Below are 14,997 nucleotides of genomic sequence, written 5' to 3' on the forward strand. Positions count from 1 at the left end.
GGACCGCCGGTCGCGGCGTGCGTCAGGCTCCGGCGAGGGAGGCCAGCTTCTCCTTGACGGCCTTCGCGCTGGGGTTCGTGGCGGCCGAGCCGTCCGGGAAGACGATCGTCGGGACCGTGGCGTTCCCTCCGTTGACGCTCATGACGAAGTCGGCCGCGGCCGGGTCGCGCTCGATGTCGACCTCGACCATCTCGATGCCGTCGCGGGCCAGCTGGCTCTTGAGCCGACGGCAGAAACCGCACCACGTCGTGGTGTACATGGTGAGCTGTCCGGTCGGGCCGGTGGTCGGGGTCGCCATCGGTGCGTCGTCTCCCTTGTGCGGTCGTCGGGGGTTCGTTCGTAAGATCGGTGCTTCGCACTGGGAAGAACGGCGGGTGCTGCCTCCGCATTCCATGGAGGGAGCCACCGATCCAGGGGCACCGTCGTTCCCGGCTGCCAGGATGGAGGGATGTTGGCCGAATCGGTGCTGGAGGGCCTCGACCCCGATCAGCGGGCCGTCGCGGAGGCGGTGCGGGGGCCGGTCTGCGTCCTGGCGGGCGCGGGAACCGGCAAGACCCGCGCGATCACGCACCGCATCGCGTACGCGACGCTCACCGGCGTGGTGGCGCCCCAGCGGGTCCTGGCCGTGACGTTCACCACCCGGGCGGCGGGGGAGCTGCGCAGCCGGCTGCGGACGCTCGGCGCGCCCGGCGTCCAGGCCCGGACGTTCCACGCGGCGGCGCTGCGGCAGCTCTCCTACTTCTGGCCGCGCGTCGTCGGCGGCGACCAGCCGAAGATCATCGACTCGAAGGTGGGCCTCGTCGCGGACGCGGCGCGGGCCTGCCGGCTGTCCTACGGGCGCACCGAGCTGCGCGACGTCGCGAGCGAGATCGAGTGGGCGAAGGCGACGCAGCAGCGCCCGGAGGACTATCCCGCCGCCGTCGTGCGCGCGGCCCGCAAGCCGTCCGTCGAGGTCGTCGACGTCGCCCGCGTCTACGCGATGTACGAGCAGCTGCGCCGCGAGCGCAACCTCCTCGACTTCGAGGGGATGCTGGAGCTGACCGCGGCCGTCCTCAGCGAGCACCGGGAGGCGGCGCAGCAGGTCCGCGACCAGTACCGGTACTTCGTCGTGGACGAGTTCCAGGACGTCAACCCGCTGCAGAAGATGCTCCTGGACGTGTGGCTCGGCGGCCGCGACGACCTCTGCGTGGTGGGCGACCCCAACCAGACGATCTACTCCTTCACCGGCGCGAGCGCCTCCCACCTGCTCGACTTCACCCGCGAGCACCCGGACGCGACCGTGGTCCGCCTCGTCCGGGACTACCGGTCGACGCCCCAGGTGGTGCGGCTCGCGAACGGCGTGATCGCGGCGGCCCGCGGCGAGGCGGCGGCGCGCCCCGCGCTGGAGCTCGTGGCGCAGCGGCCGGACGGCCCCGAACCCCTGTTCAGCGAGTACGACGACGAGGTCGCGGAGGCCGACGAGACGGCCCGCCGCGCCCGCAAGCTCATCGAGGCGGGCGTCCCCGCCCGCGAGATCGCGATCCTGTTCCGGATCAACGCCCACTCCCAGACCTACGAGGCGGCGCTCGCCGCGGCGGGCGTCCCGTACGTGCTGCGCGGCGCGGAGCGGTTCTTCGAGCGGCCCGAGGTGCGGGAGGCGGTCGTCCGGCTGCGCGGTGCCGCGCGCGCGGGCGCCGACGCCGAGACCGACGGGACGGGGCTGATCCACACCGTCCGGCACGTCCTGTCCGGGGCCGGGTTCTCGGACCGGCCGCCCGAGGGCGCGGGTGCCGCCCGCGCTCGCTGGGAGTCGCTCGCCGCCCTCGCCCAGCTCGCCGAGGACATGGCCGCCGCCGACCCGCGCGCCGGACTGCCGGAGTTCGTCGCGGAGCTGGAGGAGCGCGCCGCCGCGCAGCACGCGCCGCCGCTGGAGGGCGTCACGCTCGCGTCGCTGCACGCCGCGAAGGGCCTGGAGTGGGACGCGGTGTTCCTCGTCGGGCTCGTCGAGGGCACCGTCCCGATCATCTACGCGGAGACCCCCGCGCAGATCGAGGAGGAGCGGCGGCTGCTGTACGTCGGGGTCACGCGGGCGCGCGTCCATCTGGCGCTGTCCTGGGCGCGGTCGCGCTCACCGGGCGGGGGAGGGCGTCCCCGGCGGCCGTCCCGCTTCCTGGAGGGCCTGACCGGCCGCACCACCACGCCGACCCCGGCCCCCGCCGACCGGACGCGGCGCCGGGCGGCGCGCGGGCCGCAGCCGTGCCGGGTGTGCGGCCGCCCGCTGACCGCCGCCGTCGAGCGCAAGCTCGGCCGCTGCACCGGCTGCCCCGTCGAGCTGAACGAGGAGCTGCTGCTCGCGCTGACGGAGTGGCGCGCGGAGACGTCGGCGCGGCAGCGCGTCCCGGCGTACGTCGTGTTCACGGACGCGACGCTCCAGGCCATCGCCGAACGCGTCCCCGAGTCGATGGAGGACCTCGCCCGCATCCCGGGCGTGGGGCGGGCGAAGCTCGACCGGTACGGGAGGTCGGTGCTCGCGCTCTGCGGGGCGTGACCCCGACACCCCGTCCGCCGGGGCCGATGCGCGAGACTGGTCGCGTGAAGGAGTCACTGAAGTCACTGCTGGACCTGCTGGACCTCGAGCAGATCGAGAACGACATCTTCCGGGGGCGCAGCCCCGCGGACCGCCAGCAGCGGGTCTTCGGCGGGCAGGTCGCCGGGCAGGCGCTGGTCGCCGCCGGCCGTACGGTCCCGGTGAACCGTCCGGTGCACTCGCTGCACGCCTACTTCATCCGGCCGGGCGATCCCAGCGTGCCGATCGTCTACACGGTCGAGCGCGTCCGCGACGGCAGGTCCTTCACGACCCGCCGGGTCACCGCGATCCAGCACGGCAAGGCGATCTTCACGCTGTCGGCGTCGTTCCAGATCATCGAGGACGGACCGTTCCACCAGGCCGCGATGCCGGAGGTCCCCGCGCCGGAGACGCTGCCGACCTCGCTCGTTCGGCTGACCCCGCTCGTCGGCGAGGACACCGCCCGCAAGCTGGTCGAGAACCGCCCCTTCGACATCCGGCACGCGACGCCGCTGACGTGGGAGGCCGTGGGCGACCCGTCGCTCGCCACCCCCGAGTCGATCGTCTGGCTGAAGGTGGACGGGGAGCTTCCCGACGACCCGCTCCTGCACGTCTGCCTGATGACGTACGCGTCCGACATGACGCTGCTGGACACCGTCCTGCTGAACCACGGCCTGTCGTGGAGCGACCGCCGCACCCAGGGCGCGAGCCTCGACCATGCGATGTGGTTCCACCGCCCGTTCCGCGCCGACGACTGGCTCCTCTACTACCAGGACACCCCCTTCGCCGGCGGTGCCCGAGGCCTAGCCCGAGGCCAGGTCTACACCCACTCCGGCGAACTCGTCGTCTCCGTGATGCAAGAGGGCCTCATCCGCGTCGCAGACGCCTGACCAGGGGTTTTGCCGTGCGGTAGATCGGTCACGGCTCAGGCGCCCCGGCCATCTTCCGATGGCTCGAACGGTCGCCTGAGCCGGCCTCAGCCGGGTCGTCACCGTGACTCACGACGCCTCACCGCGACCCGGGGAGGACCACTGCTTTTGTGCCGATCGTGTGCCAGAAGGAGGCAATGGTCTAGACCATTGCCTCCCTCTTAGAAGAGTCCCGGATCGTCTCCGAGAGCGTCGATGATCCGCTGTGTCATCTGATCTTTCTGGCCGTGGATGCAGCGGACATAGGTGCCCAGCAGGATCGGGACGGTGTTGCCGGCCCGCTCCGCGACGTCGGCGGCGGGGACTCCGGAGTTCAGCCACAGCGTGAGCGCGGCGTGACGTAGGTCGTAGGGGCGTCTCGCCAGTGGTGAGTTGTACAGCTCCGGTGGGAGCGCCAGGGCTCGCGCCTTGTGCCAGACGTCGAGATAGCGGGTCGCATCCAAGAGCTGACCGTGCGGGCCTCGGAAGAGACGGCCGTCCTCTGCGACGCCGAACTCCTCGATGTACCGGACGAGGATGCGGACCAGCTCGGGCGGAATCGGAACGTCCCTGCCCTCGTTCGGGGCTCGGTGTTTGAGGCCGCGGGTCTCGTGCTTCCCGCCGTCGTCGGTCCAGCCGCTACCGGCCCGGGTGCTGGCTCCGCTGAGGATGAGCAGACCAGGACCGGAGGATGGGAGCTTGCAGTCCGCTTGGCGTAGCTGGACGGCTTCCTCGGGCCGGAGGGCGGCGAAGTAGAGGCATGCGAAGAACGGCATGAGCTGGGGGCCGCGCTGGTGTTCCCACGTGCCTACGTATGTGGTGGCGACAAGAAGCGAACGGGCTTGCTCCGGGCTGGCCACGATTCTGGGGTCGACCTCGTTCGAGACATCAGGTCCGGTCGGAGCAAGGAGCTCGATCGGGTCGTAGGGCAGGATCCGCCTCTCGACCGCGAAGTTGACCATGCTCGTCAGCACGGCCCGGTGCCTGGCTGTGGAAGCCGGCTTGCCGGGTTTGCCGTCGTAGCGAGTCCCGATGAACTCCAGGAGGTCCTGAAGGAAGTCGGCGTCCTGAAGGTCCTTGATCGGCCTGGAGTTCTCCGCGAGCCAGGTGAGGGCGTTCGCCAGGGCTTCCGGCGGGGTGCCGGTGTGGTTGGGACGGAATGCCCATTCGCGGAGTGCTTCACGGAGGACCTTGACCTCTGGGGCTCCGTCGAGGTCCTGCGTGCGGAACAGCGTGACCCTCACGAGCCCCTGCGCGCTGTTGCGGCGGCTGTTCCCGGCGGACCCCCGCCATTTGCGCTTGGCGAACATGACGGCGACTTCGTAGATGGTGGTTTCCCTGATCTCCACCTTCGGCTGCATCGAGGTCGGCAAGCCGTCCTTCTCGATGTCGAAATGCTCGCCTCTATTCGCGGCCGAAACCAGGGAGTTACGGAACTGCTCGGCGAGCGTGGAAGTCGCGTAAGACAGGGTGAACGGCCTTGAGTCAACGGCCCAGCGCACCTGGTACGGCTTTCGTCGGCCCGCGCGAACTTGAGTTTTCCAGAACTGGACGTTGCCGATCTTCACGTGTTTCCTTAAGGGGTTGGGGGAGGGGAAGCGGCCCCCCGAAGGGGGCCGCGCGCAACGTCAGCTCGGGAGGCTGTCGAACCAGGAGCGGAGATCGGACCGCCTGATGCGCACCTGGCCGTTCGGCAGGCGGGTGGAGGAAGGTCCCCGTCCAGTTGCCCGCCACCGGTAGAAGGTGGCCCTGGAGATGCCCTTCAGCTCGCTGAGGACCTCAGCGATCGTCAGCAGTTCGTCCGAATCGGTGGTCTTGGTCATCAGGCAGCACCGCTTTCCTGCTCCAGGAGCGTGACGTATTCAGCGATCGCAGCGGGCGTGAAGCGGGTGGATCTGCCGCGCTTGACCCTGACGAGTCGTCCGGCGCGCATTTCGCGGTAGAGGGTGGAGCGGCTGACGTTCAAGATGGTCAGGGCTTCTTCGACCGTGTAGAGCCGCCTGAGGGTGGTAGCGGACGGACCTGTATCCGGGAATTGGGTGTTTTTGAGGTGGGGGGCGGTCATGATGGTGCTGCTCCTTTGTGAAGGGGCAGGCGGCCCTGGGCACTGCTTTGGTCGGTAGGGGCCCAGGGCCGTCCGCGAAGTTCAGTGGGTCGGGGTGCTGGGATGCGGCTCGGTCTCGTCAGTGCAAGGGGCGCAGACGCCGTAGGCCATGAGGATCGGTCCGCGCGCGACGGCTCCGGAGTAGAGGGTGGGTGCCGGCTGGCGGCAGCGGTCGCAGTGCGCGTTCTCGCGTTCATCGGGATTGAGCAGGCCGATGCAGGCTGTGCAGACGAGGGCGTCGGTGCACCAGGCGGCGGTGTGGGAGGCGATCGGGGAGGGTCCGATGTGTGGGCAAACCCGTGCCGTCCCGGCTCGCAGCGCCGCTTGGTTCTCCTGGAACCGTTCGACCAGCCAATGGTTGGCCGGGTCGGCGATGGGAGCCGGGGGCATCCTGTTCGGAGCCGAGGTCATGATGCGGCGGATCTCGGCGACGGCGGCCTGGAACTGGTCGTCGTAGGCGATTCGGTTCATGTCGGCTCCTGGCCGTTGTCGGGACGCGGGCGCTGTTGGGCGACGCCAGTCGGGCCAGTGGGGCCAGGTTGGGGGCCGTCGGCGGGGGGTGGCCCTGCTGGGCCGACCGGCTTCTCGTCGTTCACCGGACTCGGGGTGCCGGCGAGTTGGAGGCGCCACACCGACACTGCGGGGAATCCGGTGCGGACGCTGGTAGCCCCGGCCCGCTGACGGGCCCGCTTCAGGGTGCGTTCTGCGATCCCTTCGGCTCTGGCGGCCTTGAGGATGTCGGCGAAGCGGGCCTCTCCTCCGTGGTCGGCGAGGTAAGTGACGATCCACTCGGCGGCTTCGTCCCGTTCGGAACGTTCCATCGGGTCGGCGGCACCGTCGGCGAGGATGTCGGAGACCGACCGGGCGCTCTCGCCGGTGAACTCCAGCACGCCGACGTGGGCGGGACCTTCGTCGGTGGGGACCTCGGCTGTTCGGACGACGTACCGCAGGGACGGCACGTCCAGTCGCCCGAGGTTGTTCTTGGCCTGGGACAGCACGCATGATCCGTCGTCGGTCTGGGTGTCCCGGGCGATGGCCAGGACAGCGCGGGCGACGGCGGAGAACGCACGGGAACCGGTGATCAGAGTGAGGGCATCGGAGCTGGCGGACTTGTTGAAGTGGGCCAAGCCGACGATCGCGCAGTCGGTCTGGTCGGCGACCCGGACCAACGGTTCCAGGGCGGTCCGCAACTCACGGTCCTTGTGGGTGTCGATGCCAGCCGAGATCAGGGACAGCAGCGGATCGGCGGCCAGGAGGACGACGTCCAGGGCGCGGATCTCCTCGGCCAGCCCGTCGCAGTCGCGCGGCAGGATGAGCTGTCCGACCGTCCCTGCCTGCTCGACGTCCACTCGATAGACCAGGTCCAGGTCCGCGCCGGCCGCATACAGACGCGGCACGATCGTGTGCGACCAGGAATCTTCGGCGGCGGCGTAGATGACGGCACGCGGTACGCCGAAGTGCTTGCCCGGCAAGGTTCCCTGGGTGAGCTGGGACGCGAGCCAGGCGAGGGTCAGTGACTTGCCGATGCCCTCCCTGCCCGGCAGGACGGTGAGCGCACCGGAGGGGATCCGCTCGTCCCACAGCCACCGGACCGGCCGCATCCTGATTTGCGACGCTCGGGTCAACCGGATCTGCCGCGCGACGGGACCGGTCCCGGTCCGGTCCGGACGGTCCGTCTCGTCCGGGGACGGGAGCCCGACCAACCGTGGTGGGCTGTCGAGGGCCGGGGTAGCTGCCGGATGGCAGGACGGGCAGCGCCGCACGGGCTTGCCGTCCTGGTCCTCAATCCATCCTTGCGGGTTGCAGTTTCCGCACCCCGCCGTTGTGTACTTCCGGACCGTCCGTCCAGGTCCGCCGGCAACCTTGCTCATCGGTCGCCCTCCGCCTGCGCGAGCGGATCCGCCGGAGTGGGCATGGGCTTGCCTTCCCAGCTCAGGGCATGGGCAAGGTTGCTGAGGTCCCGTCCGTCCGTCCGGGCGCGGACGAGCAGCGAGACCAGGACGAGGCGTGTGTCGCCATCCAGAGTGACGACCCCGGCCACGACGGGGCGGTCCTTACCACCGAGCTCGATCCCGTCCAAGAACGTCAGCCGCGCGCCTCGGCGATCCTTGCGCGGCCGGTGTGCGGACGGACGGCCGCGCAGCGGACCGTCCTTCCGCACATGGACCGAGGAAGCCGCCAATTGAGCGGCGCCCTTGTCGTTGACCACGTCAGTTCCCTTCAGGTCTCCCTCTGTGCCAGCAGCAAGAGGGGCAGAGACTTGGAATCACCAGGACGAAGTGCCTGAGGTGCGTAGACGTGACAGGACACAGCGAGGAACTTGGAGAGGTCCCCAGGAACAGCCACCGCCGTCACCATCTCCCCAGGCTGTTAAGGGGGGGTTGACGTGACGATGGCAGCAGCGCGCGGTAATGTCAAGCCCCCCTTAGCGCTAGCCTGGGATGATGAGCGGCTGAGGTTGCAGGGAGGCGCCGGACGTGATCGAGGAAGTTCGCCGGGTTGCGGAGATCAAGGACCATCAGGCGCGGCTTCGGGCCGCCACCGAGCTGATGGACGAGCTCCAGGCCGGCGTGATGGAGACCGCGCGTCTGCGAAGAGAGAGCATCCAATGGCTCCGCGAGCACGGCGGCCAATCCTTCGCGGACATCGGTCGGCTACTAGGCGTCAGCCGTGCCCGCATCGCCCAACTCAGGACAGCAGGCCCCCCGCCCGAGCGCGCCTTCCTCTCCTCGGAGAAGCTGCGAGTAGCAATCCCCGAACAGCCAGAAGGACGGCTCGTCGCCCGCGCCGACGCCGCAGCCGGCCAGCGCATCCTTGGCCTCGCTCACAGCCTGGGCTTGGAATGCGAACTTGAATACGTTCCGCCGTTGAGCGAAATCGACCTGAACCGCGGAGACCTCTTCGTGGTCTCCGGCGCTGACACGTCACCCGTCGTGACGGCAGCGCTTGAGAAAGACCCTCTCTTGAAACTGGGCCGACTCCCTGACGGCCAGTGGTCGATCACCGAGCGGGAAAGTGGGACGATCCACACTGCTCCCGCTGACGACAAAGAACCGGCGCACACCGATCTCGCCTATCTCGGGCGCCTTCCTAGACCCGATGACGAAGGCTCATTCCTCCTCATCGTTGGTATCCGCCCCACGGGTGCTCACGGCGCAGCCCACTACTTGGCCGAGCGCCTTGCGGACATCTACGACAGCGTCGGGCAAGAGTTTTTCTCCATGGTGATCTCATCCGTCCATGACTCCGACACTGAAGAGATCACCTCCTCCTGGGCCCTCACCACCCCGCACCGCCACCACAGCTGATCAAGACAACACCTCGGCGAGGATCGGGGTGGGTCGCCCTAGATGTCGCCGGTGCGCCATTTACGGCAGACATCCGGGCATGCGCATTAGCCGACTACTTAGCCCAGGGCACAGGCTCAGTGTCCATGGCGAACCTGTCGGTGAGTTGCAGCCGCGGCAGGTAGTGGCCCCGGTAGTCTAAGAGTCTCAGGATGACAAGTTCCGTGTAATGCATGCTGAGCCGCCATGCCTGTTGCATCTCGGTTGGGCTGGGCCATTCGAGGTTACTCAGTTTCTTGGGGGGATGTACAAGGTCGTTCCGTATGTTGATTACGGCTTCAGGTGCGGCCGCGTCCGGCTGCCCTAGTCCTCGGCGTCGGGCTTCCAGTTCGGAGAACGGCGACGGCACGTCAATGGGGATACCGGCCCACTGTAGTAGCAGGCGGAGGTTGGCCGCCGCGTATAGCTTGCCGAAAGCTGCTGTGGTGAGCCACTGCTCTGTCTGCAGGACTGCCCACGCCAGCAATTCGAGGCCGGAACACGCTACCGGGATTCGCGCGTCGATCGGTTGCGTTCCGTTCGCGGTGAGGTACAAGTTGATGGCCCGATCGACGACCTTGTCCATGGTCGGGTTGTTAGCGAGTCGAGAGAAAGCTTGCGCTAAGTCGGTGAGGGCTTCGGCGAAGAGATGGTCTGGGCACCAGCGCCACTGTCCAGTTCCCTGCCGTGGTCTAGCCCATTTAGCCCAAATCACGGTTCCGGATCCGTCGACGCCTGCTGTAGCGACCAGACCGATTTCCGTACCCCGCAGAAAGCTCAAGATCAGGAAAAGACGCTGTTGGAGCGTCTCCAACGCCTCTGCGGTTACTGGCAGGCAATCAGGAATCGCATCGATTACGAACGCGTACGGTTGCGCGTCGACAGCAAGGCGCAGCGTCCAGCCCGGCAAGGTGAATGCAATTTGGCCCTGTTCGCCGTGCTCAGTACCGACCATGGGGAGTTGTGCGCGCAACTGGGCGCCGGAGACATGTACGATGACACGTTTTGTCGCACTCACCTGTCCCGCAACGATTTCCCCAGAAAGGTGTCGGCGATTGTTGTTGTGCGGAGAGCGAGCCCGCTCCATCTCGACCGTGGCCTGACAGGGTGTTAGGGGCTGGCCGGGTGGGACATCAATTCTGTCGATGTGGAGGGCGAGGGGCAAGCGGTTGTCGAAATCGACTAGCCGCAGGTGCGGTTCACGGTTGGCGAAGGTAAGCGTGATCGCGGCCTCGATAGGGTAGGATTTGCCAGCCTTGCTCATGACCGAGAGTCCGCCGCGGTAGAGGGCAATGGACCCCGGATAGAACGTGTTGTACGCAGGAATCACACGGGGGTTCAATGGGGTCAACGAATCCTCACCCTGAGTAGCCATGGCGCCCTTTGCTGAACTCTGTACCTGAAGCCTCATACAGTACGTGTTCAATGGAGGCGACGACACGCCCTTTCCGTGCCGCAAGCGCGGCTGCGTCCCGCGTAGTTGCCGGGTCAGCCGTGCGCGGGTTGCGACTAGACACTGGACCACGGCGTACCCGCAATCCGGTGACTGGCGGAGCCAAGCGACAAGGTCGCCCTTGTGCTCTATCCGGATCTGAGGCGGGGCAGCGGACTCTACCAACCACGTGGGATCGGTAGAGTCAGCAACGGGCTAGTCGTCCGGTGGCTGCGTCACCTCCGGTTCGAAGTCCGGTATCCAAGGGTTCCCGCATGTACCAGTACACTGCCCCCGGACGGTTGCAAGGCTCGTGCGCTAGCCTGACCACGGTCGTCACCAGGCGGTGCTGCTTGGTCCAGACCCACGCCGCGCTCCACTCGGTATAGCGGCGATGCGCGGTGGGACCGTACAGAGCGAAACGCCCGCGGCAGGTGCTGCCAGGAGCAGCCCGTGGTGGCTATAGAGATGATCGCGGCGAGCCCCTTACGACCCCGTACCGTCGTCGGCCCCCTGTCGGCCGGCGTGAGGATTCCGGCCTTGTCCAGTTCCCGCAAGATGCCCCACACGCGGGCGGCGATCAGATCATGGGTGCTGCCGGGCATGGCTCCCGATGTCCACAGGATCGTCCCGTCGGGTCCGGCGATGCGACCTGTGCGTTCATGCCGTGGTAGCGGTGTTTGCCCGAGTAGTACGGGGTTGGCCCGGACCCGGTCGCAGGCGATGAGCGTGCCGTCCAGCACCAGCAGGTGCACCCCGTTGCGGGTCGCCGTGCGCAACGCCGCCGTCAGTTTCGGTGACCGGGCCAGCAGCAGCCGCCACGGCCTCCTCGACGTACCGCCAGGCCGTGCTGGTCGACCCCTCGTATCCGGCGCCGAGTTCGGTGAACGTTTCGCCTTTGCGCAGGTGGACCAGGACCAGCTGGCTTGGCGGCCGGGGTTGAGCAGCCGCCAGGGCGACCCGATCGTCGTGCGGTGCCGGCGGATCACCCCGGCCAGGTAGTTCAGCGTTGCGCGCGACAAATCGACGGCGGCGCGGTACAAAAGCATGCGAAGCCCCTGGTTCGGACGCGGTGGTTGTGGTGATCAACCCGTCTAACAGGGGTTTCTTCACATCACCCGCCGAACTCCCGCATCGCGATCACGCTGTGATCGACGTCCGCCCAGACGGATGAAAGAGGGTCATTATTCTCCGAGAGAGCGCGAAATTGCTCCGGCGGCGACGTTTACTCCGATTTCGCGGGCTACCTCGAGTGCCCTCCGGCCTGCCCTTGCCAGACTGTGAGACACTCCGGATTCACTGTTCTGTTCAGCCGCCATCTCGGCTTCCGCGATGGCGCCAATACTGGCGTAGTCGGATGGCTGCCTCGCGACCGCGATTAGTGTTTCCCGAAGTTTGCGGAGCTCGTCCGCCAGTGACGATACCTGCTCAGCATCATGATGAGTCGATTGGCTCGACGAGAACGGACCTTGCGCCCCGGTCTTTTGGGCGTGATACTGGTCCCGACTGGTGCTGACACTTCCCTTGATCGTCCCACCAGTTTGAACTACCGAGGAATCGCCAGTTGAGATCACTATTGAACTCTCCTTTTGTTGGGGGGTCAGTTCATCGTATTCTGCATATTCCTCTATGGCTATCCAAAGATCCTCAGAGTTGATCCTCGTTAGTCCATGGGAAGTCAGGCATATATATTGAATTGAGATCTTCCGGTCGCACCAATCCCCATAGTCTTGCGGACGATAGGCCAATGCCCATGGTTCAATTGCGAGAACTTCGATCCAGTCGTAACCTAATAGGCCATGTGGGGAGTCATCTCTTTTCTCGACTCTAAAGAGAACCATGAGGCCTACTCTAGCGCCCTGCCGCGCTTTCTGTGCACGATTTAGGCGATTGGCCTGACAAAGACAAGATCACTTCCAGTTCGTGATGGCGTCGGTCGCTGCGTTAGACGGGTTACGGCGTCTTCCAGGTTCCATCCCAGAGACCGTTGACAGAGGCAGCGGTCGCAGTGAGGTGGTCTGAGGGATCTGGAACCGGACAATAAGGCCTTCTGTGGCCTGAAGGGTGCGGTCCGGGGAGACGCGCGGGCAGAGCGCCAGGCGGTGAAACGGAACGTGGAGCCCCGGTAGAAGAAGGAATCACCACAAGACCGCCTTCGCTCGGAAGGCTCCACGTAATCCCCCATAGTGCCACGCTCGACGTCTCTCGTGAACTCGCCCAGTACCTGGGGCGGCTGCTGTGGCGGGAGCGGAGGCTGCGGGGAACGAAGGGCAGCCGTGCGCTGACCTGCTACCGGCAGGCGGTTATGGTGCTGCGCTGGTTCCGCGGTGAACGTGACATCCCCAAACTCGGTCGCGACCACGAGGTGTCGCGGGCCACCGCCTACCGCTACATCGACGAGGGGATCGACGTTTGCAGTACAGGCTCCCGATCTCCATCAGGCATTGGATCGGGTCTGCACCGACGGCCACGCTTACCTGATCATGGACAGGACGCTGCTGCCGGCCGACCGGTGCGCCGAACAGGTCATCAGCGTCAAGGGCGAACCGATCGATCTGTGATACTCCGGCAAGGCCCGCCGGCACGCCGGCAACGTCCAGGCCCTGTCGTCCCCGACCGGGCTCCCGCTGTGGGTCTCCGATGTCGAGCCCGGCTCGGTCCACGGCCTGACGGCAGCGCGCGCCCACCTCCTAGGCGCCTTGTACGCCGCAGCGGCTCAAGGACTTCCCACCCTGGCCGACGGCGGCTACGAAGGCGCCGGAATCGGCGCCCTGACCCCCATCAAGAACCCTCCCGACGGCTAGGTCCTCAGCTTCGACAACCGCACCTACAACAAACTCCAGCGCTGCTTCGGCGAACGCGAATTCGCCCTACTCAAAGGCCGCTGACGCATCCTCCAGCACATCACCACCAGCCCCAACGGAATCCGCGACATCACTGCGCCGCATTCGTCCTCACCCACTTCGAGCACGGTCACCTACCCGAAACTCGTTGAGATCACCTCACTGGGGAACGCTTTGCGCCAGTCTTACGTGTCGCGGCGGTTCCGGCGGCCTCGCAACCAGCAGCTGACTAGAGTGACGACAGCGGTGCAAACCTCGATGTATCCGCCGACAGCCGCGCCTAACACGCTGGTCCCGATGAGTGAGTCGTTGGAGCCAGGATTTAACACAGCCGCGCTGACGGCACCCACCAGGAGGCCGATCAGTGTTCCGATCGCGAGATGTCTCGGGAACATGCATTCCTTGCCTTGGGGTGGGCACTGCTCGGACCGAATCAAATATTGCGCTTGGCAGCGAGCCAGCGCCTTATTCTCGCTGTCGGCGGACCAGGTACCGACTCCGAGCAGTACTAGCACCCCTGAGGCAACTAGGGCGTAGTCTGTCCGGCCACCGAAGATCCCGTAGGCTGTGCGTCGACGATAATGAGCTGTGCTGCCTTGCTGTAGCCGCTCTAGAGAAGCTACTTGGACAATGTACCGCCCGCGCTTTGTGATGGCCATCTCGAACCGGCCGCGGCGTCCGGTTCCGATAGATGGATAACGGTGCTCGTCTTTCGGGGATCACGGCGCCGCCGACCTGGCAGGCTGCATGCTGACAAGGGGGACGACTACGCCGAGCTGTGGCGCTGGTTACGCGGCTTGGTGTCGACACTTGGGCGTCACCCCACGCATTGCGCGCCGTGGCATCGAGTGCTCGGATCGGCTGGGTCGGTGCCGCTGGGCGGTCGAGCGGACGGTGTCGTGGTTCAACGGCTTCCGCTGGCTGCACCGCCGCTACGAGCGCAGACCCGAGCCTTCCTGCCCCTCGTCGGGATCACCGCCGCCCTGATCTGCCACCGCCGCATCACCAAATGAGATGTCGTCTTGTTGGACGATGCCCCTCAACTGCCATGTGACCTGGGAACCTGTACCCATTGCGGCCGATGTAGGGACTGGTGAGGACGTGGTTCATTTCAGCCCATGTCAAAAATTGCTGACCGGTACAGATGCGGAGCCCGGCTGCGGACAAGTGTTCGTTGTAAGTGTTCAGGCACTTGGCCTCAAGGCTGGTGTCTAGGGGACCGTAGGTCATTGCGGCGGAGACGACGAGCTTTGCGAGGTCGTAGCCGAGCGGTGCGAGACTGATGATGTCGAAGTCGACAGCAACCACAGTCGGGGTGAGGAGGAAGTTGCGGATATTGGCGTCCTTGTAGACGGCGGCGGGAAGGTCGGCAGCGTGGAGTATCCACGCGCGGACGAGCGCGGGGGTCAGCCAGGTCTCCGGGGGCGGCGATGAGGCCAGTAGCTGAAGTAGGCGCCTCTCCCTTTGTTCGGCGAATCCGGTCAGGACCGCTCCCCGGCCAGTCGGGTGGTCTTCGTTCGTTCGGGCGTCGTGTAGACGTCGGTGTGCGGCGACGTGGAATCGGGCGAGGGATCCGGCCACAGAGCTCAGATCGTTGCGCGTGACATGTCGGCCGGGAATGTGAGCGAAGACGAGCTGTCGATCGTTCTGGTGGAGGAGGGCAGGGACGGCGAGTTGGCCGAGCCCGCTGATCCAGGCGTGGTTACGAGCGGCGGTTTCTGCGGCGGCGCGGGTCCGATAGGTGAGGGGCCCCGCGCTTTCCGGACAGCTGACTGATGGTGATCTGCGGGCAGATCTACGCTGCTTGCTGCCGGTCCAGGTACTCGGTGTGGACCTCAA

13 protein-coding genes and 3 pseudogenes are annotated in these 14,997 nt (G+C 66.7%); 5 read left to right on the plus strand and 11 right to left on the minus strand.

The features are described 5' to 3' along the window. Positions 1 to 22 precede the first annotated feature (22 nt). A complete protein-coding gene (locus IE99_RS0120610; protein ID WP_030173233.1) occupies positions 23 to 298 on the minus strand; it encodes a mycoredoxin in 276 nt (91 codons plus the stop codon). Positions 299 to 448: 150 nt separating this feature from the next. Between IE99_RS0120610 and IE99_RS0120615 the strand changes: the two genes are divergently transcribed. After that, the gene (locus IE99_RS0120615) at positions 449 to 2,527 is read left to right on the plus strand and encodes an ATP-dependent DNA helicase UvrD2 (protein ID WP_030173235.1); all 2,079 of its coding nucleotides are present in this window, start codon (positions 449 to 451) and stop codon (positions 2,525 to 2,527) included. A 44-nt stretch (positions 2,528 to 2,571) separates the two neighbouring features. Then, positions 2,572 to 3,435 carry an acyl-CoA thioesterase II gene (gene tesB / locus IE99_RS0120620; RefSeq protein ID WP_245623289.1) on the plus strand — a complete coding sequence of 288 codons (864 nt, stop codon included), beginning with the start codon at positions 2,572 to 2,574 and terminating at the stop codon, positions 3,433 to 3,435. 200 nt (positions 3,436 to 3,635) lie between these two features. Here the strand turns inward: tesB and IE99_RS0120625 are convergent, their stop codons facing one another. The 6 genes from IE99_RS0120625 to IE99_RS32020 form a co-directional block, all read right to left on the minus strand. Beyond that, a complete protein-coding gene (locus tag IE99_RS0120625) occupies positions 3,636 to 5,021 on the minus strand; it encodes a tyrosine-type recombinase/integrase (RefSeq protein WP_030173242.1) in 1,386 nt (461 codons plus the stop codon). A 60-nt stretch (positions 5,022 to 5,081) separates the two neighbouring features. Continuing rightward, on the minus strand, positions 5,082 to 5,276 hold the full coding sequence (locus tag IE99_RS0120630) for a helix-turn-helix transcriptional regulator (RefSeq protein WP_030173245.1): 195 nt from the start codon (positions 5,274 to 5,276) through the stop codon (positions 5,082 to 5,084). Continuing rightward, complete coding sequence (locus IE99_RS0120635) at positions 5,276 to 5,518, minus strand: helix-turn-helix domain-containing protein (protein ID WP_051712893.1); 243 nt, start codon at positions 5,516 to 5,518, stop codon at positions 5,276 to 5,278. The genes IE99_RS0120630 and IE99_RS0120635 overlap by 1 nt, the downstream gene beginning before the upstream one ends. An 81-nt stretch (positions 5,519 to 5,599) precedes the next feature. Continuing rightward, on the minus strand, positions 5,600 to 6,028 hold the full coding sequence (locus IE99_RS0120640; RefSeq protein ID WP_030173249.1) for a hypothetical protein: 429 nt from the start codon (positions 6,026 to 6,028) through the stop codon (positions 5,600 to 5,602). Then, positions 6,025 to 7,428 (minus strand): AAA family ATPase, encoded by a 1,404-nt coding sequence (locus IE99_RS29525; protein ID WP_084219707.1) that lies wholly within the window; start codon positions 7,426 to 7,428, stop codon positions 6,025 to 6,027. Before IE99_RS29525 ends, IE99_RS0120640 begins: the two co-directional genes overlap by 4 nt. Next, positions 7,425 to 7,766: a hypothetical protein gene (locus tag IE99_RS32020; protein WP_157610412.1), complete on the minus strand. Its 342-nt coding sequence runs from the start codon at positions 7,764 to 7,766 to the stop codon at positions 7,425 to 7,427. Before IE99_RS32020 ends, IE99_RS29525 begins: the two co-directional genes overlap by 4 nt. 268 nt (positions 7,767 to 8,034) lie before the next feature. On the opposite strand from IE99_RS32020, the gene IE99_RS29530 reads away from it, so the two are divergent. After that, positions 8,035 to 8,865, plus strand: a complete 831-nt coding sequence (locus tag IE99_RS29530) for a hypothetical protein (RefSeq protein ID WP_037559780.1) — start codon at positions 8,035 to 8,037, stop codon at positions 8,863 to 8,865. A gap of 94 nt (positions 8,866 to 8,959) precedes the next feature. Here the strand turns inward: IE99_RS29530 and IE99_RS32025 are convergent, their stop codons facing one another. From IE99_RS32025 to IE99_RS33175, 3 genes and pseudogenes are all read right to left on the minus strand, one after another. After that, positions 8,960 to 10,147 (minus strand): hypothetical protein, encoded by a 1,188-nt coding sequence (locus tag IE99_RS32025; RefSeq protein ID WP_157610413.1) that lies wholly within the window; start codon positions 10,145 to 10,147, stop codon positions 8,960 to 8,962. A 505-nt stretch (positions 10,148 to 10,652) separates the two neighbouring features. Continuing rightward, a pseudogene (locus IE99_RS33170) lies at positions 10,653 to 10,806 on the minus strand (transposase); the annotation flags it as partial. 18 nt (positions 10,807 to 10,824) lie between these two features. Next, positions 10,825 to 11,364: pseudogene (locus IE99_RS33175) on the minus strand (transposase family protein); the annotation flags it as partial. 1,554 nt (positions 11,365 to 12,918) lie between these two features. On the opposite strand from IE99_RS33175, the gene IE99_RS33180 reads away from it, so the two are divergent. Beyond that, positions 12,919 to 13,119 (plus strand): hypothetical protein, encoded by a 201-nt coding sequence (locus IE99_RS33180; protein ID WP_342666234.1) that lies wholly within the window; start codon positions 12,919 to 12,921, stop codon positions 13,117 to 13,119. Between the two features lie 752 nt (positions 13,120 to 13,871). Further along, positions 13,872 to 14,171: pseudogene (locus IE99_RS33185) on the plus strand (IS5/IS1182 family transposase); the annotation flags it as partial. Here IE99_RS33185 and IE99_RS31385 read toward each other — a convergent pair. After that, the coding region (locus IE99_RS31385) for an aminoglycoside phosphotransferase family protein (protein WP_169744460.1) at positions 14,161 to 14,997 on the minus strand (837 nt) is incomplete at its 5' end. The pseudogene IE99_RS33185 and the gene IE99_RS31385 overlap by 11 nt on opposite strands.

Origin of the sequence: Spirillospora albida (genome assembly GCF_000718255.1) — a bacterium.
GTDB lineage: Bacteria > Actinomycetota > Actinomycetes > Streptosporangiales > Streptosporangiaceae > Spirillospora > Spirillospora albida.

Bases quoted from the DNA above. Each gene is read 5' to 3' on its own strand.
- IE99_RS29525 (WP_084219707.1), bottom strand. From the start codon at position 7,428: ATGAGCAAGGTTGCCGGCGGACCTGGACGGACGGTCCGGAAGTACACA.
- IE99_RS0120615 (WP_030173235.1), top strand. From the start codon at position 449: ATGTTGGCCGAATCGGTGCTGGAGGGCCTCGACCCCGATCAGCGGGCC.
- IE99_RS0120635 (WP_051712893.1), bottom strand. From the start codon at position 5,518: ATGACCGCCCCCCACCTCAAAAACACCCAATTCCCGGATACAGGTCCG.
- IE99_RS32025 (WP_157610413.1), bottom strand. From the start codon at position 10,147: ATGAGCAAGGCTGGCAAATCCTACCCTATCGAGGCCGCGATCACGCTT.
- IE99_RS0120640 (WP_030173249.1), bottom strand. From the start codon at position 6,028: ATGAACCGAATCGCCTACGACGACCAGTTCCAGGCCGCCGTCGCCGAG.
- IE99_RS0120610 (WP_030173233.1), bottom strand. From the start codon at position 298: ATGGCGACCCCGACCACCGGCCCGACCGGACAGCTCACCATGTACACC.
- IE99_RS0120630 (WP_030173245.1), bottom strand. From the start codon at position 5,276: ATGACCAAGACCACCGATTCGGACGAACTGCTGACGATCGCTGAGGTC.